The sequence below is a fragment of the Zeaxanthinibacter sp. PT1 genome (assembly GCF_028464225.1).
Classification (GTDB): domain Bacteria; phylum Bacteroidota; class Bacteroidia; order Flavobacteriales; family Flavobacteriaceae; genus Zeaxanthinibacter.
This window is the reverse complement of record NZ_JAQPCN010000006.1, coordinates 1-19,734: the sequence shown is the minus strand read 5'-3', so window position 1 is coordinate 19,734 and position 19,734 is coordinate 1. Positions and strand designations below refer to the sequence as shown.

Annotated in this window: 19 protein-coding genes; 8 read left to right on the top strand and 11 right to left on the bottom strand. The window is 44.8% G+C overall.

What is annotated here, in order from left to right; genetic code table 11:
• Positions 1-108 precede the first annotated feature (108 nt).
• From ffh to PP178_RS13570, 3 genes are all read left to right on the top strand, one after another.
• Positions 109-1,440, top strand: coding sequence for a signal recognition particle protein (ffh, locus tag PP178_RS13580; protein ID WP_272594907.1), 1,332 nt, complete (start codon positions 109-111; stop codon positions 1,438-1,440).
• 291 nt (positions 1,441-1,731) lie between these two features.
• The gene (locus PP178_RS13575) at positions 1,732-2,616 is read left to right on the top strand and encodes a bifunctional 5,10-methylenetetrahydrofolate dehydrogenase/5,10-methenyltetrahydrofolate cyclohydrolase (RefSeq protein WP_272594906.1); all 885 of its coding nucleotides are present in this window, start codon (positions 1,732-1,734) and stop codon (positions 2,614-2,616) included.
• Positions 2,617-2,711: 95 nt separating this feature from the next.
• Positions 2,712-4,754, top strand: a complete 2,043-nt coding sequence (locus PP178_RS13570; protein ID WP_272594905.1) for a M13 family metallopeptidase — start codon at positions 2,712-2,714, stop codon at positions 4,752-4,754.
• 43 nt (positions 4,755-4,797) lie between these two features.
• On the opposite strand, the gene PP178_RS13565 is transcribed toward PP178_RS13570, so the two are convergent.
• The 8 genes from PP178_RS13565 to PP178_RS13530 all read right to left on the bottom strand — a co-directional run bounded on the left by PP178_RS13565 (position 4,798) and on the right by PP178_RS13530 (position 11,260).
• The gene (locus PP178_RS13565; RefSeq protein WP_272594904.1) at positions 4,798-4,944 is read right to left on the bottom strand and encodes a hypothetical protein; all 147 of its coding nucleotides are present in this window, start codon (positions 4,942-4,944) and stop codon (positions 4,798-4,800) included.
• Positions 4,945-5,347: 403 nt separating this feature from the next.
• Positions 5,348-6,307 carry an NmrA/HSCARG family protein gene (locus PP178_RS13560; protein WP_272594903.1) on the bottom strand — a complete coding sequence of 320 codons (960 nt, stop codon included), beginning with the start codon at positions 6,305-6,307 and terminating at the stop codon, positions 5,348-5,350.
• 97 nt (positions 6,308-6,404) lie between these two features.
• Positions 6,405-6,827: a VOC family protein gene (locus tag PP178_RS13555; protein WP_272594902.1), complete on the bottom strand. Its 423-nt coding sequence runs from the start codon at positions 6,825-6,827 to the stop codon at positions 6,405-6,407.
• Positions 6,828-6,832: 5 nt separating this feature from the next.
• Positions 6,833-7,081 carry a DUF7218 family protein gene (locus tag PP178_RS13550; RefSeq protein ID WP_272594901.1) on the bottom strand — a complete coding sequence of 83 codons (249 nt, stop codon included), beginning with the start codon at positions 7,079-7,081 and terminating at the stop codon, positions 6,833-6,835.
• 70 nt (positions 7,082-7,151) lie between these two features.
• Positions 7,152-7,991, bottom strand: a complete 840-nt coding sequence (locus PP178_RS13545; protein WP_272594900.1) for an alpha/beta hydrolase — start codon at positions 7,989-7,991, stop codon at positions 7,152-7,154.
• A gap of 195 nt (positions 7,992-8,186) precedes the next feature.
• Positions 8,187-9,161, bottom strand: coding sequence for a YitT family protein (locus PP178_RS13540; protein WP_272594899.1), 975 nt, complete (start codon positions 9,159-9,161; stop codon positions 8,187-8,189).
• Positions 9,162-9,187: 26 nt separating this feature from the next.
• Positions 9,188-9,736, bottom strand: a complete 549-nt coding sequence (locus PP178_RS13535) for a hypothetical protein (protein WP_272594898.1) — start codon at positions 9,734-9,736, stop codon at positions 9,188-9,190.
• Positions 9,737-9,742: 6 nt separating this feature from the next.
• On the bottom strand, positions 9,743-11,260 hold the full coding sequence (locus tag PP178_RS13530; RefSeq protein ID WP_272594897.1) for a helicase HerA-like domain-containing protein: 1,518 nt from the start codon (positions 11,258-11,260) through the stop codon (positions 9,743-9,745).
• Positions 11,261-11,372: 112 nt separating this feature from the next.
• Here PP178_RS13530 and PP178_RS13525 point away from each other — a divergent pair, with 112 nt between their 5' ends.
• A complete protein-coding gene (locus tag PP178_RS13525; RefSeq protein ID WP_272595012.1) occupies positions 11,373-12,005 on the top strand; it encodes a 7-carboxy-7-deazaguanine synthase QueE in 633 nt (210 codons plus the stop codon).
• A 615-nt stretch (positions 12,006-12,620) separates the two neighbouring features.
• Here the strand turns inward: PP178_RS13525 and PP178_RS13520 are convergent.
• Together PP178_RS13520 and PP178_RS13515 are read right to left on the bottom strand one after the other, a co-directional pair.
• Positions 12,621-13,448 (bottom strand): hypothetical protein, encoded by an 828-nt coding sequence (locus tag PP178_RS13520; RefSeq protein WP_272594896.1) that lies wholly within the window; start codon positions 13,446-13,448, stop codon positions 12,621-12,623.
• A 52-nt stretch (positions 13,449-13,500) separates the two neighbouring features.
• On the bottom strand, positions 13,501-14,232 hold the full coding sequence (locus tag PP178_RS13515) for a class I SAM-dependent methyltransferase (protein WP_272594895.1): 732 nt from the start codon (positions 14,230-14,232) through the stop codon (positions 13,501-13,503).
• A 139-nt stretch (positions 14,233-14,371) separates the two neighbouring features.
• On the opposite strand from PP178_RS13515, the gene PP178_RS13510 reads away from it, so the two are divergent.
• Positions 14,372-14,866: a YkgJ family cysteine cluster protein gene (locus PP178_RS13510; protein WP_272594894.1), complete on the top strand. Its 495-nt coding sequence runs from the start codon at positions 14,372-14,374 to the stop codon at positions 14,864-14,866.
• 42 nt (positions 14,867-14,908) lie between these two features.
• The gene (locus tag PP178_RS13505; protein WP_272594893.1) at positions 14,909-15,787 is read left to right on the top strand and encodes a sterol desaturase family protein; all 879 of its coding nucleotides are present in this window, start codon (positions 14,909-14,911) and stop codon (positions 15,785-15,787) included.
• Here PP178_RS13505 and PP178_RS13500 read toward each other — a convergent pair.
• Positions 15,750-17,000 (bottom strand): exo-beta-N-acetylmuramidase NamZ family protein, encoded by a 1,251-nt coding sequence (locus PP178_RS13500; protein WP_272594892.1) that lies wholly within the window; start codon positions 16,998-17,000, stop codon positions 15,750-15,752. The two genes, PP178_RS13505 and PP178_RS13500, sit on opposite strands and share 38 nt — an antisense overlap.
• Before the next feature lie 3 nt (positions 17,001-17,003).
• Between PP178_RS13500 and PP178_RS13495 the strand changes: the two genes are divergently transcribed.
• Both PP178_RS13495 and PP178_RS13490 read left to right on the top strand, forming a co-directional pair.
• Positions 17,004-18,245: an ABC transporter permease gene (locus PP178_RS13495; RefSeq protein WP_272594891.1), complete on the top strand. Its 1,242-nt coding sequence runs from the start codon at positions 17,004-17,006 to the stop codon at positions 18,243-18,245.
• A gap of 45 nt (positions 18,246-18,290) precedes the next feature.
• The gene (locus PP178_RS13490) at positions 18,291-19,268 is read left to right on the top strand and encodes a PLP-dependent cysteine synthase family protein (protein ID WP_272594890.1); all 978 of its coding nucleotides are present in this window, start codon (positions 18,291-18,293) and stop codon (positions 19,266-19,268) included.
• Positions 19,269-19,734: the final 466 nt, after the last annotated feature.

Sequence of the window (19,734 nt, the reverse complement as noted above, 5' to 3'; positions counted from 1 at the left end):
GTGGTTCCGGAAACGGAGCCGCCCTTTTCTTATTTAAAACTGCTTCCCATCCTTCCCACATCCGTCTGATATTCTTATTTTTGCTACTCTTGAAAACAGGATACGACGATGTTTGATAATTTAAGTGATAAGTTAGATAAAGCCCTGCATGTTCTTAAAGGACACGGGCAGATTACAGAGATCAACGTGGCAGAGACCACGAAAGAGGTTCGCCGTGCTTTATTAGATGCGGATGTCAACTTTAAGATAGCCAAGGAATTTACCAATACGGTTAAAGAAAAAGCCCTGGGGCAGAACGTGCTCACTTCATTACAGCCCGGGCAATTGATGGTGAAGATTGTCAAGGATGAACTCACCCAATTGATGGGAGGGGAATCTGAAGGAATTTCTCTCGCCGGGGATCCTGCGGTAATCCTGATGTCGGGATTACAAGGTTCCGGTAAAACCACCTTCTCAGGAAAACTCGCCAATTTTCTAAAGACGAAGAAAACCAAGAACCCGTTATTGGTCGCCTGTGATGTTTATCGCCCGGCCGCAATAGACCAGTTGCACGTGGTTGGTGAGCAGATAGGCGTTCCTGTATATTCTGATAAAGAGAATAAGAATCCTGTTTCCCTTGCGCAGGCGGGTATAGATTATGCCCGGAAGAATGGTCACAACGTTGTAATTCTTGATACCGCGGGTCGTTTGGCTGTAGATCAGCAGATGATGACGGAGATCGCCAATATCCGCGATGCAGTAAAACCGCAGGAAACGCTCTTTGTGGTAGATTCCATGACGGGACAGGATGCTGTGAATACCGCGAAAGCCTTTAATGAAGTGCTCGATTTTGACGGGGTGGTCCTGACCAAGCTGGATGGTGATACCCGTGGTGGTGCGGCATTATCTATAAAATCGGTTGTCGACAAACCCATCAAGTTTATCGGTACCGGTGAGAAGATGGACGCGATTGATGTTTTCTACCCTTCCCGTATGGCGGACCGGATCCTCGGGATGGGAGACGTAGTCTCTCTTGTAGAACGTGCACAGGAGCAGTTTGACGAAGAAGAGGCCAGGAAACTGCAAAAGAAGATCGCAAAGAACAAGTTTGGCTTTGACGATTTCCTGAACCAGATACAGCAGATTAAGAAGATGGGGAGTATGAAGGACCTGCTCGGGATGATCCCGGGTGCCGGTAAGGCTTTAAAGGGGCTCGATATTGATGATGATGCCTTTAAGCATATTGAGGCCATTATTCATTCGATGACCCCGGATGAACGATCCAATCCATCCTTATTGAATGCCAGCCGTAAAAAGCGAATCGCCAAAGGAAGCGGCAGGGAGATCAAAGAAGTGAACCAGCTGCTGAAACAATTTGACCAGATGAGCAAAATGATGAAGATGATGCAAGGCGGTGGCGGTAAAAAGATGATGCAGATGATGCAGAATATGCCGAAGTAGTTCGAGGCCTGCCACGGGCAGGTAAATTCGAGGTTCGAAGCCAACCATAGGTAGGTAAGTTCGAAACCTGCTTGGGGGAACATGCAGAAGTCAGGGGAAATAGATTTGATTTTGGACTAAAATCTGGATCAGCACCCTGCAAGCTTTTTGCAGTGGAAAACTTTAACTTGAGACCGGGGCGGGGTTAAGAACCCCGGCTTTTCAAAATAAAAGTAAAGACCAGCTTGCAAACGAACCGGTCTTAAGAATGTATAAAAGCGACCTTACTTAATAAATACTTTATCCCTTTCTATGGAAATACTAGACGGAAAAAAAATTTCTAACCAGATCAAGGAAGAAATTGCCGCTGAGGTGGCACAGATGAAAGAAAGGGGTGAGAAAGTGCCCCACCTTGCGGCAGTCATCGTGGGTAACGACGGGGCAAGCATGACATACGTGAACAGCAAGGTACGCTCCTGTGAAAAGGTCGGATTTGAATCTACCCTGATCCGCCTCCCCAGTACCACTTCTGAGCTGGAACTCCTTAAAAAGATTGACCAGCTTAACCAGGATGATGACATTGACGGATTTATCGTGCAGTTACCTTTGCCGGAACAGATAGATACCCAAAAAGTCATTATGGCTATAGATCCGGATAAAGACGTTGATGGGTTTCACCCAACGAACTTTGGAAAAATGGCCCTGGATATGAGTACCTTTATTCCTGCTACTCCATTTGGAATACTCGAGTTGCTAGAGCGGTATAACGTGGAAACCAAGGGGAAACATACGGTAGTTATCGGCCGAAGCCATATAGTAGGCCGCCCCATGAGCATACTGATGGGTAGGAAAGGATGGCCGGGGAATTCGACCGTGACCCTTACCCATAGCCATACCAAGAATATCACCCAGATCATATCCCAGGCAGATATTGTTATTTCCGCCCTTGGGGTGCCACATTTCCTGAAGGCAGAAATGGTAAAGGACGATGCCGTGGTGATCGATGTGGGAATAACCAGGGTGCCCGATGAAAGCCGGGAAAAGGGTTATTACCTGGCAGGGGATGTAGATTTTGAGAACGTCAGTAAAAAGACTTCATTTATCACGCCTGTACCCGGGGGAGTAGGTCCTATGACCATTGCAATGCTTCTTAAAAACACCCTGTTAGCAAGGGAGCAACATCGCGGTGAACTTTAAAGATATATTCCGGTTGAAATTTTAACAATCCAGCTTGTAACGGCATTCCTCAATCGCCGACTAAGCCCTGTACACCTAATCCAAAAACTAAATAAATGAAATTAAACCAAATTAAAAGCATCTCACTTGTGATTGCCGGGTTGGCAATAGTGGGTTGTAAGAATGATACACAAACTGGTGATGATAAAGAGCTGGTTTCAGGAATCTATACCGAGAACATGGATACTACGGTAGATCCCGGGGATAACTTTACAGCATATGTTAACGGGGGCTGGGTCAATAAGACCGAGATCCCCGCAGATAAATCCTCTTATGGGACCATGACCATAGTGAGAGAAGAGGCAGAAGAAAATGTAAAGAAAATCATCGAGGAAGCTGCTTCCGGCGAGTCTGAAAAGGGATCCGATGAACAGAAATTGGGAGATTTCTATAAGTCCTATATGGACCTGGATAAGCGAAATGCTTTGGGGGCCGATCCTATGGAGACCGAGTTTTCTAAAATTGAATCGATCAGTAATTATGAAGAGCTGACCCGGTATTTTGCTCATGCAAATAAAATGGGGATAGACGTTCCCCTTGGCTTCTACATATCTCCGGATTATAAGGATCCGCAGAATTACGTAGTATATGCCTCACAGTGGGGGCTTGGTCTGCCAGACAGGGAATATTACCTCAAAGATGACGAACGCTCTAAAGAGATCCGACAGAAATACCAGGAGCACATAAGCAATATGTTCCAATTGGCAGGTCTTGAGGGCGGAGAGAAAGCAGCCTCGACAATCATGAATTTAGAGACTGCCCTTGCGGAAAAACAAATGCCAAAAGAGCAGAGAAGGAACAGGGTGGCAAATTATAACATGATGACAGTAGATACGCTGAATTCCCTGATGCCTCGTTTTAACTGGAATGCTTACTTGGACGCTGCGGGACTTAAAGACCAGGATAAATTGGTAGTCCTGATGCTGGACTATACCAAATCCCTGGATCAGCTTGTGCGCAATACAGAGCTTGCCACCTGGAAAACCTACCTTAAATGGAGCGCACTTAATTCGGCCGCCCCTTATCTGAGCGAAGAAATAGACCAGGAAAAATTTGAATTCTACAGTAAAGAACTTCGCGGTACACCGGAACAAAGACCCCTCTGGAGAAGGGGTGTTTCTGTCGTTAATCGCAACCTCGGAGAATTGGTCGGAAAGGTATATGTACAGAAGCATTTTCCACCGGAAGCCAAGGAAAGGATGGAAGAACTGGTACAGAACCTTTTAAAGGCCTATGAAGCCAGTATAAAGGAATTGGACTGGATGAGTGAAGACACCAAGAAGGAAGCCCTGGATAAGTTGAGCAAATTTGACCCCAAGATCGGTTATCCGGAGGAGTGGAAGACCTACGATATTGAAGTAGCTGCAGACGACCTGATAGGGAACATCAGGAAGAGTAACGCGATGGAATACCAGCGCAATATTGATAAACTAGGTAAACCGGTAGACCGGAAAGAGTGGGGGATGACACCACAAACAGTGAATGCGTATTACAACCCGTCTAAAAACGAGATTGTTTTTCCTGCCGCTATATTACAGCCACCTTTCTTTAACCTGGAGGCTGATGATGCAGTGAACTATGGCGCTATCGGTGCCGTGATAGGGCACGAAATCGGGCATGGTTTTGATGATTCAGGAAGTACATTTGACGGAGATGGCACCATGCGTAACTGGTGGACGGAAACAGACAGGGAAGAATTCAAGAAACGTACAGATGCTCTTGTAGCCCAGTATAACGAGTTTGAAGTGCTACCCGAAGTGAATGTGAACGGTACATTTACCCTGGGTGAGAATATAGGTGACCTTGGAGGCTTAAGTATCGCATTAAAGGCATACAAAATGTCTTTGGACGGAGAAGAAGGGCCTGTATTGGATGGTTTCACAGGGGAGCAACGTGTATTCATGGGCTGGGCCCAGGGATGGATGGGAAAGTCAAGGGATGAAGCCCTGCGTGTACAGGTAAGTACAGATCCCCATTCGCCGCGTGACTTCCGTGTCAACGGGGTGGTAAGGAATATACCTGAATTTTATTCCGCTTTCAACGTGGAACAAGGCGATTCACTTTACCTGCCTCCTGAAGAAAGGGTTAAAATCTGGTAAAAAATAGTGATTTGAATTGAACCCTCTCCCTGAGAGGGTTTTTTTATGGCCTAAGCTCAAAATTCATCGCTATCCCCATGGTAGAATCTGCAGGCGTTATCACGTCCAGATCCTTACTTCCTTCATCATTGGTACACCCGGCAAAGGCCAGGATGGAACAGAGGAGTAAGATGACATAAATGATCAGCATTCGCATGACTCACTAATTTAGTAGGTATGATTACCGAGTTACTACTAATATAACGTTGAGGTTTAGGGTTTTGGTATGGTAATCTATGGATTGTAGCGAACCACAGAATCAATTGTGGTAAGACGGGCACAACTTGACAATCTAAGCCAAGATTGCTTTTTACGTGGAAAAGTAACTGTTACGAATACTAATAAATTCACTTCTCTATTTGTTGGAGTGTTCTTCCTTTGCCTGGTTTGCGGACCGGAGGAGCGTTCTGAACTTACTGAACCGCACTGAAGATATACAGGTCTCAAAGAATGATGGAATATATGAATTCGTTGGCTGTGGCAATTCTATTCAGGATTAAATAAGTGAATGGATCAAAAAAAGCCCGGTAGCAAAATCACCACCGGGCCTGTATTTAAGCGGTTTGGGTTTCCATGGGAATCTGTTCCTTATGCCGGACGAGCCATCCGTGAAATGTCTCTAATTTCGGATTTAATTTTCTGGACAATTCTAGGTCGCGGTTGCCACAGTAATCCTCTTCCAAATCCACTTTAAACTGGTACATATTTCCCAGATCATCTGCACCCGGGAAATCGAACCCTCTGTATACATCATGAGGTACGGAAACATATTTGACCTTTTCACCAAATACTTCGCTAAAGGTGTCTGCCATCTGTTTACCGGAAAGGAATTCACCGGAAATCCCTATGGTTTTCCCTTGGTATCGTTTCCCTGCCTTAAAAATTCCCAGGGCACAACGACCGATATCCTCGACACACATACTGGGCATTTTAGCTTCTTCTAAAGGCATCACCAGTGCCAGGGTACCATCGTCACCTCTTTTCGGCGCCATACCAAAATGTATAAAGTTTTCCCAGTAGAAGGATGTTCTTAAGAGTGTTACAGGAACCTTTGAGTCTTTAAAATATTTATCTGAGGCTCCTTTGGCATCAAAATGAGGGACTTTATATTTTTCCTGCAGGGTTGGCATTCGCTTATCCTCCAGGGGAACCCAGTTCCGGGTGTCCTCCAGGGTAGACCAGATAAGGTGTTGCAATCCTGCCGCTTCTGCAGCTTCGGCCATCAACTTGGCTTGTTCCATCTCGATTTCTGCGGAAAAATGATCCCAGAAAAACGTTACACAAAAGGCTCCATAAGCTCCTTTAAAAGCCTTTACGAGACTTTCCTTGTCATTGACATCGGCATGAGCAATTTCTGCTCCTCTTTCTTTCAGGGCTTTTGCTTTGTCAGATTTGGGGTCACGCGTAAGAACGCGTACACCGAATTCCTGATCAGGGTCGTTCAGGATGGCGTTGACAAGCCCGCCTCCTTGTGCACCTGTAGCCCCCACTACGGCGATAATTTTTTTTTCCATGATTGAGTTGTTTAGAATACCTATTTAAGGTAAAGAATAATCATGCGAAAATCAACGATTTTAACCTTTAAGTGTCTGGAAACGTGGAGAGTGTAAATTATTTAGCGAACAGCTGGTCCATGTCTTTAAATGCCTTGAATTCCAAGGCGTTTCCGGCAGGATCCAGGAAGAACATAGTCGCTTGTTCACCTACTTCACCTTTAAATCGGATATAAGGCTCTATAACAAACTCCATATTCCTTCCCTGCAACTTATCTGCAAAAGCCTGGAAAGTGTCCCAGGGTAGGACTACCCCGTAATGTGGAACAGGAACTTGTTTACCATCTACAGGATTTGCATGTAGTTCTTCGTTCGATTTTGGTTTATAATGAATAACAAGTTGGTGGCCAAAGAGGTTAAAATCTACCCAGTGATCACTGCTTCTTCCTTCCTCACACTCGAGGACATCGCGGTAAAAAGCGCGGCATTCATCTAAGTTGTGCACGGGAATTGCAACATGGAATGGTGTTATGCTAGTCATAGTAATTAGTGATTTCTTAATGCTTTAATTAATTCTTTCTTAGTCATTTTAGAACGACCTTCTATACCGATCTCCTTGGCTTGGTCATAGAGCTCTTCTTTGGTCCTGTCTTCGTATTTGGAGGCGTGGCCTCCCTTTGTACCGGAATCCTCTGTATTGGCTATACGAGCGGCTTTTTCTTTACTATAGCCTTTATCCCGTAGCGCTTCATATTGCTCTTCGTTCTTTACTGATGGAATATTATCTTTTGGCATCTTAGTTTTATTTTAAATATAAGAAATGCCCCAGCTCAATTTCTAAAACTATTGTTAAAGGCTAAAGAGCCTATTGCTGTAAGAAAGATATGATCTGTTCGTTCACTTCTTCCTGGTGCATGGAATGGCCCAGGCCTTCTGTCGTCACCAGCATACTGTTTTGCCAATGCCTGTGAACGCTTTCTGATGCGTGGTAAGGGGTAATGGTATCAAAGCGGTCGTGGAATAATAGCCCGGGCACCTTACTTTCTTTTACAAAACGGGCAGAAGAGAACTCTTCAATACGGACACCAAACCTGGAGGATACATAGGCTTCCAGGGATTGCATCACTTTCTCGTTGAGCGTAAGCAGGGATTTGAAGTGTGCCATAATCTCGTGGAATTCTGAGGGAGAACCGATGGTCACAATTTTTTGTATAGGAAGCCTGGGGATCCTGTAATGGGTGTAGAGAGTGGTCATACCTCCAACGGAATGGCCGATGATATATTTGGGATGGTATTTATCTACCATATAAGCGACGCATTCTGAATATAACGGAACATGAAGGTATTTGCCGGTAGAATTACCATGGCCGGGAGCATCAAAAGCAAAAATATTAAAACCCGCCTCCCTCAGGTAGTGGATGAGGTTTTTCCAACGGGAGCTGTTACTTTCCCAACCGTGAACCAGGAGAACCGTTTTACCCGGTCCCGGCCATTGGTATACTTGAATTTGATGCCCGGAAATAATCTCGGTAGTAATACTTGCCTGACTTAAAAATTCTTGCTGTTCGTCAGTAGGTCTGCCTTTCCTGACTTTTGAAAAAGTTTTAAATGCCTGCTTTGCGGCAAGATCGGGATGCACGTAAGAAAGGCTGTTAAAAAGGATGCCGTAGACCCTGGGGACGTATTTCTGAATATGTTTTTTCATAGGAAGCACTGAACGCTCAAAAATACGAAAATACAGTCCATCCAAATTTGGAATCCATATGCATGTTTTTTGCAGTCTGAAACCTTAAATTAACCGCAAGGGGAGGGGGCTTGGCCCCGTCAACGACCGTGTTGCAGCCAAGGAGTTTTCTGGGAATTATAATGAAGCTGACGTAATCATAGGAGCGAAAAATGATCAAATATTTAAGGGTCTCTTTTTAATCATACCCCCTCTCAGGTCTTTGACCAAATCCATAACGATGAATGCTTTTTTATCAATCTTATCGATTTCGGTACTCAGGCGAGCCAGTTCAAGCCTGGTGACCACGGTATATATGATTTCAGTTTCTTTCCTGCTTCCTCCATATTTGCTGTAGCCCTGTTTTCCCATATAAATGGTACATGCCCTACCCATTTTTTCGGTAAGCATTACCCGGATCGCTTCGTGTTGATCAGAAATAATGGTAACTCCGATATATTCTTCAACACCGTCAACCACGTAATTCACCGTTTTCGCCGCTACAAGGTAAGTCAGAATTGCATATAAGGCCGTTTCAACCCCCAGGAGATATGCGCCGGCAGAGAAGATGACCAGGTTGATCAATAGCAGGGAATCTCCAACGGTAATATGCCATTTCCGACTCAGGTAAATCGCCAGAACCTCCGTGCCATCAATCACTCCACCACCACGCATCGCCATTCCAATTCCCAAGCCGAGAAAGAATCCTCCGAATACGGAAATCAGCAGCTTGTCATCGGTAACTACGGGGTACGGAATAAAGTGAACCACTATAGCCAGGGCAAGAATGGATGCGATACTTTTAATAGCGAATTTTCGACCTATGCTTCTTGCGCCAAGAACTATGAACGGGAGGTTTACGATCAGCAGGAGAAGACCCAGGGGCCACCCGGAGAGTACCCGTATTAAAAGTGACAGACCAGTGGCACCTCCGTCAATAAAATCATTTGGCAATAAAAAACCCTTTAATCCAAATCCGGCAGAGGCGACTCCGATCATCAGGTATAATAATTCTTTCAGGAAATGAACCAGTTCTACCTGTTCTATACGTATTTCACTGACCAGGTCCTTTTGTGTATAGACACCCTGGTGTTTCTTCATGAGTTTTCGCTTGGCTCGTTCAAGCAGGATGGAATGTAAGAATGGGTTCATACAGTGTGTCTTTTTTTCAGGGGGCCTTATTCCCAGCCCACCATCATATACTTGATCTTAGCCGCGTCAGGGATTTGTACGGCTTCTATCTTGGCATCAGGGTTATAGCGTAAGTTTTCCGGAAGTTCTTTCCTGTCAATGGTAAAATAAACATCACTCTCTTTGATGAAAACCACAACATTGTTCCTGAAGGTAACCAGTTTTTTAATAGAATAGTTATCCCTGATATCTTTAAACGTGCTTTCCAGGCTAACACCTTCTTCCGTTCTGAATCGTGGGTCGTGGATGTTGATGTTCTCTATTGTCTTCAGGCTATCTGTGCCAGGGGTTAGTGTCAACAGGTGATCGCCCCCTTTTTCATAAACCTTGATACGGGGATCACTGATACCGAAAGCCGGAGTATCCCTGACCAGTGAATCACCGGAAAAAATACCTTCTAATTCATCAACAGCAGTAGTTTTTTGAAGGGTTCCCACATGATTTATACCGATTTCAAATTTGTTTTCTTTTTCACTCTGGCACGCTGAAAGTGCGAATAGGGCAACCATCGCTGCCGACATAGTTGTTTTGTTCATTGGAATTTAGCGGATAACTTTTTTTAATACACCCAGTACTCCACGAATAAAGGTGGCACTGGTCAATACTTTGACAATGGGGTCCTGGCGGGTGCTTCTTCGCCTGGAACTGCTGCTTCGAGGTTGCCGTTCTTTCTCTCGCTCGGCTTCTTTTTCGGCCTCTTTTTCAGCGAGCTCAATCTTTTCATTCAGGAGTTCATAGGCGCTTTCGCGGTCGATGACCTCGTTATATTTTCTTACGAGTTTGGAATTATCGATGACCTCTTCCAATTCATCAGAAGTCAGAACATCCATCCGGCTCATCGGAGCCCTCAACAGTGTAGCTGCTAGTGGAGTAGGCCTTCCTTTCTCATCAAGGGCAGAGATCAATGCCTCCCCGATACCCAGGGAGGTAAGCACTTCCTTGGTATCGTAATATTCGGAATCAGGATAGTTCTCGGCAGTAAGCTTTATGGCTTTTCGATCACGTGCGGTGAAAGCACGTAAGGCATGCTGAACTTTTAGACCCAGCTGCGCCAACACCTCGTTTGGAACGTCGGTAGGATTCTGGGTGACAAAATACAGGCCGATGCCTTTAGATCGTATCAACTTTACAATACTTTTTATCTGCTCGAGGAGTGCCTTGGAAGCTTCTTTAAAAATAAGGTGTGCCTCATCGATGAATAGAATCAGCTCTGGCCTGTCACTATCTCCCTGTTCGGGGAAACGGTCGTAGACCTCGGCCAGGAGGCTGAGCATGAAAGTGGAAAATAATTTTGGCTTGTCCTGTATATCGGTGAGCCGTATAATATTGATATAGCCTTGACCATTTTCATCAATCCGTGTCAGGTCGTCAACTTCAAAAGACTTTTCACCAAAGAAGAGGTCTGCACCTTGTTGTTCCAGTTCTATGACTTTCCTCAATATGGTACCGGTAGAGCTCGTGGAGATTCGCCCGTATTCCTTTGCAAACTCTTTCTTCCCTTCACCTGTAGCGTATTGCAGTACTTTTTTAAAATCCTTAAGATCTAATAATGGAAGTTTATGGTCGTCACAATATTTAAAGATTACAGCGACAATGCCCTCTTGGGTAACCGATAGATCGAGGATCCTGGAGAGTAGAACCGGTCCGAATTCAGATACAGTTGCTCTTAATTTAACTCCATCCTGGTCTGAAAGGGAGAGGATTTCCACGGGAAATGAACTGGCGGTAAAGGGCAACCCGATACTTTCATGCCGCTCATCGATTTTAGGATGCCCGGGACTGGGTTGCGCCAGACCGCTGAGGTCTCCTTTAAGGTCCATCAGTAATACGGGGATACCTTTTTCAGATAAGTTTTCAGCTAATACTTGAAGGGTTTTGGTCTTACCGGTTCCGGTAGCTCCGGCGATCAGGCCATGACGGTTCAGAGTTTTCAGTGGAATACGCACATGAGCGCCGGTTACAGCTTCCCCATCCAGCATGGCTGCGCCCATAATTATAGCCTCACCTTTAGTGGCATAGCCCTCTTCTATATGGGTCTTGAATGCTTCTTTGGTGGTCATTTGGTTATTTTTGATAAAAATAGGGTAATTTTTATTTGTATCGCCCATGATGCGTGCCGAAAATTAGCCTTATTTGGCCCGTAAACTATGGTTGAAACCGTATCTTTGCGCCATGGTGACAACAACGATTTTAGAGCAGGTAGATAAAGGGCTGATGCTTCCATTAATGGAGGAATTCTATACCATACAGGGAGAGGGATTCCACAAAGGGACGGCTGCTTATTTTATCCGCGTAGGAGGATGTGACGTGGGCTGCCATTGGTGTGATGTTAAAGAGAGCTGGAATGCCGAGACTCACCCGCCAACGGCCATTGAACAGATCGTAAGTAATGCGGTTAAATATTCCAAAACCATCGTGATCACGGGCGGTGAACCCCTAACCTGGGATATGGGACCTTTAACGCAGGCTCTGAAGGAGAAAGGCCTGCAAATCCACATTGAAACTTCAGGGGCATATAAGCTGACCGGTCATTGGGACTGGATATGCCTTTCCCCTAAAAAGAACAAACTTCCGGAAGGTCCGATCTATGATAAGGCCAATGAGCTTAAAGTAATTGTATACAATAAGCACGACCTGATTTTTGCCGAGGAACAGGCGGCAAAAGTCAATAATGATTGCATCCTGTACCTGCAACCAGAATGGAGTGTCAGGGACAAAGTTACCCCGATGATCGTGGATTACGTTATGGCCAACCCCAAGTGGAAAGTTTCCCTACAGACGCATAAATACCTCAATATTCCTTAATAAATAAGGTGCTTTTTTAAATATTTCCCTGGGTTCGCTCTAAGGAGGATTTAGGGTAGCCGGGATGCTATTCCCCATAGCAGGTGCCTGCCCGGTTTAGAAGTGAAGGGGTTCTTAACCCCGCCCCAGGCTTAAGTTAATGAGATCCACTGCACAATCCTTGCAGTTTTACAATTTCAGAATATTCGATTGTCCTGGCTGGGCCGTGTGAGCGGTTAATAAATCTGCTTGATGAACTGGTTATTGATAGGAACCATCTAATGCCCTGTCTGTCGGTTTTAAAAGAAAGGACAATGCCAGTAGACATAAAAGAAAAGAGAGGTCGCGTCCCCGGCGTTAGACCTGGGATATGGCGATAATTCCTTAACCTTTAAACTTTATGAAAAAATGCCTCGCGACCTCAGATTTTTCTGAAGATTGTTATAGTTCCTGAGTCGGTTTTCTCAAACTTACATTACAAAATGTAGGATGAAAAAGAAGACTAAGATAGAAAAATCAACTAGCCTGTAAAAAAATTCCTTCTTTTTTAACGTAAGGTATTTTATTTTAACATTCTGTAACCTGCTCAAATACAGGGTGATGCATTCTTTTTATTTTCCCTTTCGATGGCACTTACTACCTTCCCCCGTTAGACTGCAGGTCTAATAAGCATTCATTGTCCAACTCCGGAACGGCTGCTAACCCCTTACTTGTACGGGACTGGAGCATTTTGGACATGGCGTGTCCAAACTGTAGTTCTGCACGCATCAGGCATCCATCGGTAACACAATGACTGCCTGCATCGGGATCTTCGTGATCATTGACCATTTCTGTACCGAGGTTAACCAGCCCAAAGAGATGACCGAATTCGTGATGAAGGGTGGCTGTTTCGAGATCGGCATTTGATATAAACGCACTTCTGCCAGCCAGGTCCCTGATGGTCTGCTCAAAAATTACCATAGAAGTATTTCGGTATACTGCACCTAAAGTAACCCGACCTTCTTCTTCGTTATCACCTTCAGAAGGGGCATCGGCAAAAAAGATGTATATGGCCAGGGTGTTCCCGTTATTGTATGCTGTACGATTATCAGATTCTAAATTGGCGATCTCCTGGGTGGTATAGTTCTCTTCTCCGGGTGATGGTAACGCAAGGTATTCTATGGTGATATTCTGTTTAAATGTCCTTTCCTGCAGAAAACTGACAAAATTAGCCATGGCTTCATCGGTAGGTTTAAAGCCTTCAACATAAGCGATCTCGATCAACAGGTCATCAAATTCTGCATTGGAAAGAATTTCATTGGCCGATGCGCCGGTAGCTTTCAAGTTGGCAGTTTTATCAATTGTAGGTTCCGGGTCTACAGACTGGCTGGGTACTCCATCCTGGTTGTTCGACTTTGAGCAGGCTACGAGGAGTACGAGAGCTACCCATACCAACTTAGCGGAATTCTTAACAGATCTATGCATAATTTTCTTTTCAAAAGCCCCGATAATAAGGATAACGGGGATGTGTGCAATTTTATTCTTTCTCCAGGCTTAACCTTGCTAAATAGTCGTAATGTTCGCCATAACTTACAAGTTCACAGCTAAATCCATTATCTCCTGCCGCTTTTTGAAGCGATTTAAAATCGAGGTAAAGCCAATGAAAGGGAGCGGATTCCTGTCCTTTGTATTCCATCTTAAAAATGACTTCTCCATAGTAGATGTCATTATCCGGAACCAGGAAACCACCATCTTCATCTTCCTCGTACATATATATAATATCACTAGAGTCGATCAAGACCTGTCCGCCGGGAGCGAGCAGCGTTTTCAGCTTTTGAAAAAACTGGTCCAGCTGTTCCATTCTGCCAGCAAGCCCAATCCCGTTCATTAATAATAACAAGGTATCAAATTTTGTACCACGATAATCATCCAGCTGTTTCAGCACCCTGTTTTGTAAACCACGCAGGCGGCAAACAGCGATGGCTCCCTTGGATTGATCAAGACCGGTTACGTCTACCTCCTTATTTTGTAAATATAGTGCATGGCTACCGGCGCCACAGCCAACATCAAGTACTTTCCCCCGGCAAAGATCCAGTGCGCGTTGTTCTATGAATGGCATGTCAGAATATTCTCTGAAGAGATATTGCAGGGGCAACTCGTCTTCAATCCACTCATCATAACCATTCAATTTCATATACGTAATGAGCTGCTCGCTGGTTTTCCCTTTGAAGTGATCTCTGAGAGCGATTCCTAGGACATCCTTATTCATGAATTCATTTTGTGGGCTCAAAACTACCTATTTATTTCTTTGGGTAATCATAATGTTAAGTTGTAATGTGGTTACTTTGCAATCACTAAGATTACCGTGATACTTCCCGGAATCTGCCTGGAATCTAAAGAATAGGACCATGGAAGAGCAGCTCAGGCAACTACCTGCAAAAGCGAAGGAAAAGCGTAAGGAAAATGCTAAATTCCTTTCTAAACTAAAGAAGAAACCACCAAAAGACCTGGATAAAGTAATGGTGGAACTTCATACGGATGAATTTAATAGAACTGATTGCCTGGATTGTGCTAATTGCTGCAAAACCACAGGCCCGCTTTTCACGAATATGGATATTGAGCGAATAGCCAAACATCTGCGAATGAAACCGGGTAATTTTGTGGATACCTATCTCAGGATAGATGAAGACGGGGATCATGTACTGCAACGAGTACCCTGTACATTTCTCGGCCCGGATAATAAGTGCTTTATCTATGATGTGCGACCAAAAGCCTGCCGTGAATATCCACATACCGATCGAAAGAAGTTCCACCAGATCGGGAAACTGACCTTGCAGAATGTCGCTATCTGTCCTGCAGCTTTTAATATTGTCGAGAAAATGAAGGCCAACATTAAAATCTGATCTCATTTGGAAGAAAATGCCCGGATAGAGTATCTTTAGGTAATGGAAATGGTGCTACAATATTTTGAAACAATACCCTCCACACATCGCAGCCTGCTCCTGGTAATGGGAATTACGCTTTTCTGGTTGTTAGAAGGGGCGGTACCCCTGGTAAGGTTTGGATATAGAAAATGGCGCCATGCGCTGCCCAATTTCTTCTTTACGATCACCACTATAATCATCAATTTTGCCCTGGCCTTTTTGCTTCTCAAAACCAGTGACTGGGTGGCGAACAATGAATTCGGTGTCATAAATTGGCTTCCCTCTATGCCACTCTGGCTTTACGTAATTCTGGGTGTAATGTTGTTGGATCTCGTTGGAGCCTACCTGCCTCATTTGCTGGAACATAAGATCAGGCCATTATGGATGATCCACCTGGTACATCATACAGATCACGAGGTGGATACTACTACAGCAAACCGGCATCATCCTTTAGAAAGTATGATCCGTTTTGTCTTTACTTTGGCGGGGGTTTTTCTAATAGGAACCCCGATCGGGATCATCATGTTGTATCAATCCCTTTCACTGGTGGCTACACAGTTTGGTCATGCCAACATACGATTGCCCAGGAAAGTGGATGAGGCATTGAGTTGGATTATAGTATCACCCGATATGCATAAGGTTCATCATCACTACCAATTGCCTTATACGGATTCTAATTACGGAAATATCTTTTCTGTCTGGGACCGGCTCTTCGGTACCTTTATGGTCTTACACCCTTCAGATATCACTTACGGGGTGGATACCTTCCCGGACCGGAAACAGAATGAAAGTATCTGGGGGTTGTTGAAACAACCGTTTCATAAATACCGAAGACCGACTACAACGGGTTTAAAAGACTCGCTTAATCGTACAAAAGATATTTTTTCCGGATCTGCTTAAACTTATCCAGGTCGGCCTGCCAGCTTTTCCTGATATCCTCCTCGGTAGTTCCCGAGCTGATCTGTTTTTGCAAAAGCTCTGTCCCGGCGTGCTTGGTGAAACCATCGGTTAAAAAAACCTTCCCCTTATCCGTGGCATGGGTATAGGCATCGATCAACCATTGCAGGCTGACCCTGTCAGGGTTCGGTTCGTCGGAAAGATCTTTACCAAAACATTGTTTCCCGCTGTGTTTGGGATATTTAGATCCAAAATTAGGTTGAGGAGTATACTTAAAATCATATTGTGTGCTGTCCAGGAAAGGAGCCCCGTAACGCTGGAATTGGAATTCGGTTCCCCGGCCGGCATTAATATCCGTTCCTTCAAACAGTCCTAAGCTGGGATAGAGGGCAATCGACTTATCGTTCGGCAGGTTTGGTGAAGGTCGTATCGGCAGGTGATAAGGAGTGCTATGGGTGTAATTCTCAAGCGGAATTACGGTAAGATCGGCTTGAATTCCTTCCGTCAGCCAGCCTTCTTCGTTGATCATTTTTGCATATTCTCCTATGGTCATACCATAAACCAAGGGGATGGTTGTCATCCCAAGAAAGCTGGTATATTCTTTTTCCATGGTTGGACCGTCTACGTAGTGTGCATTTGGGTTGGGCCTGTCCAGGACTACCACAGGAATATTTGCTTCAGCAGCGGCCTCCATGACCAGTTGAAGCGTAGCTATATAGGTGTAGAACCGCACCCCGACGTCCTGGATGTCAAAAACGACGATCTCTATGCCCTGCAGTTGCTCCTGGGTCGGTTTTTTGTTCTTGCCATATAAGGAGATAAGTGGCAGACCTGTTGTGGCATCGATACCGTCTTTTACTTTTTCGCCGGCGTCGGCTTCTCCACGAAAGCCATGTTCAGGGGCAAACACCTTTTTGATAGGTACTCCCAGCGATAGCAGGGAGTCTACAAGGTGAGTATGGGAGTGCAAACTATCTTCAACAGCAGAATTCTTAAAAATGACAGAGGTCTGGTTAGCTACGACCGCTGTGTTTTTGCCTTTTAATAAAGGGAGATAGCTATCCGTCCTGTTGGCGGCGACCACCACAGCAGGGGGCTGTGCCAGGCCGGGTTCTGATATCCCGGGGTCGCTAACAGCCTTACCGCGGTTTCCACAGGATAACATGACTAAAAGCCACAAGAAAAACGTATTTTTGAAACCGGAAAAAAGACCCATCTGTTGAATTTAGAATATTTTATTGCCAAGCGCCTGATCAGGGGCACGGCGCATAAAATTAGTATTTCGGCTCCAATAATAAAAATAGCAATTACTGCTATTGCTTTGGGGTTGATCATGATGTTGGTGGCAATAGCCACCGGGGTAGGACTAAAGTATAAGATCAGGGAAAAAGTGGCCGCCTTTAATGGTCATATACAGATCTATAACTATGACAACAACCTTTCGGATGTGTCTGTCACCCCTGTCAGTATACAGCAGGATTTTTACCCGGAATTCCGAATAGTCGATGGAGTGACCCACATACAGGCGGTTGCCACTAAAGGAGGGATTATACGGACAGAAAATACTTTTGAGGGGATAATTGCCAAGGGAGTAGGCGGGGATTATGACTGGACGGCCTTCCGGGAATACCTGGTAGAGGGCAGGTTGCCGGAATACAATGGTAAACTGAATAACGAGGTTCTCATGTCCCGGGTAATGGCGAATAAATTGCAATTGCGTACCGGGGATACTTTTTTTGCCTTTTTCTTAAAGGAAGACGACCCGGCCAAAACCCCTAACCAACGTAAGTTTGAGATTGTAGGATTGTACGATAGTGGGTTCGAAGAATTTGATACTACCTATCTAATGACCGATCTACGCCATATACAGCGCATGAACGGTTGGGAATCGGACCAGGTTGGCAATTTTGAGGTATTCCTGGACGACTTTGATACAATAGACGAAAAGAGTGCCGAGATCTATGGAAAAACCTTATCCGATTTGGATACACAGACCATAAAGACCAAGTACTATAAGATATTTGAATGGATCGGGCTATTCGATTTTAACATTGGGGTCATCATTGGGATCATGATCATCGTAGCCGGGTTTAATATGATAACTGCCCTGCTGGTTCTTATCCTGGAGCGCACGCAGATGATTGGGATTCTCAAGGCTTTGGGTAGCAGTAATTGGAGTATCCGTAAGGTGTTCCTGTACAATGCTGCATACCTAATCCTAATCGGGATGTTCTGGGGTAATCTTATCGGGTTGGGATTCCTCTGGTTACAACATCGTTTTAAGTTCCTGAAATTTCCAAACCCCCAGGAATATTATATTGAATACATCCCGGTTCACCTGGATCTGTTCACCGTGTTGGTCCTTAATGTAGGGGTGCTTATACTCTGCCTGGTCATGCTTTTAGTGCCTTCTTATATCATCACGAGGATACAACCGGTTAAGGCTATAAAATTTGAGTAAACAGTAAAACCGAAATTAATTTAAACATCAATATAGAATTCTTTTATGCAATACGCAGAAAACATACTTGGGACTATCGGGGATACGCCAATGGTTAAAATCAATAAGCTGACGGCAGATCTGCCGTGCCTGGTCCTGGCCAAATATGAAACGTTTAACCCGGGAAATTCTGTAAAAGACAGGATGGCTTTACAGATGATTGAAGATGCGGAAAAAGACGGACGCCTTAAGCCCGGGGGTACTATAATTGAAGGAACTTCCGGAAATACCGGGATGGGTCTTGCCCTGGCAGCGATAATGAAAGGTTATAAGATGATCTGTGTGATCAGCGATAAGCAATCCAAGGAAAAGATCGATATCCTGAAGGCGATGGGAAGCGAAGTTCATGTCTGCCCTACAGATGTTGAACCGGATGATCCCCGGAGCTATTATTCTACGGCACGGAGGTTAGGAGAGGAAATTCCTAACGCCTGGTATGTGAACCAGTACGACAATCTTTCCAATACTAAAGCGCATTATAAAAGTACAGGTCCTGAGATCTGGGAGCAGACCGAGGGCAAGGTTACCCATTTCGTAGTAGGCGTAGGTACAGGAGGAACGATCTCCGGGGTTGGAAAATACCTGAAGGAAAAGAACCCGGATGTAAAAGTATGGGGTGTAGACGCCTATGGTTCCGTGTTTAAGAAATACAAGGAGACCGGTATTTTTGATAAGAATGAAATCTATCCTTACCAGGTTGAAGGGATAGGGGAAGATATCCTTCCCAAGAATGTGGATTTTGATGTTATCGACGGGTTCACAAAGGTCACAGATAAAGATGCTGCAGTCTATACCCGTAGATTGGCCAGGGAAGAAGGGATGTTTTTAGGGAATTCAGCCGGTGCTGCTATTAAAGGAGTGTTGCAATTAGGAGAACATTTTGGTCCTGACGATGTTGTGGTGGTATTGTTCCATGATCACGGCAGCAGATATGTCGGGAAGATTTTTAACGATGAGTGGATGAAGGAGCAGGGATGGCTGTAATCAATAAATTCTGCGTGCAGAATTTATTGATGGTTTGAGGTTTGAGGTACGAAGGGCGCCTTCGGCTGTTCGCAGCCTGCCAGGGGCAGGCAAGTTTGCGGTTCGCAGTTCGCAATTCCCAGTTCTCAGTTCCCAGTTTACTGGGATAAAACCTTGCTTGTCCAGTAGAATATACTTTCATTTTTTTTGTTCACTTACTGCGAGGTTCTTGCAGTATGGTTCGCTAATTTTTGAGCGGGGCGGGGTTAAGAACCCCGGGTTGGAAGTCGACAGTGTGCAGACAGCCCATAATCTTGTCCTAGAACTGTTCCTACATTCCCTATGTCCCTATGTCCCCCTGTACCTTTGTAACCCCTTAAGCCAATTTAGCCTTGTTCCTTTTAGTAGAGAAAGCCAATTCTTTTTTGATTCTTGAATTCTTGAACTTGTGAAGGCGAGCAACACTGTTCTCGTTTTTAACAGCTAA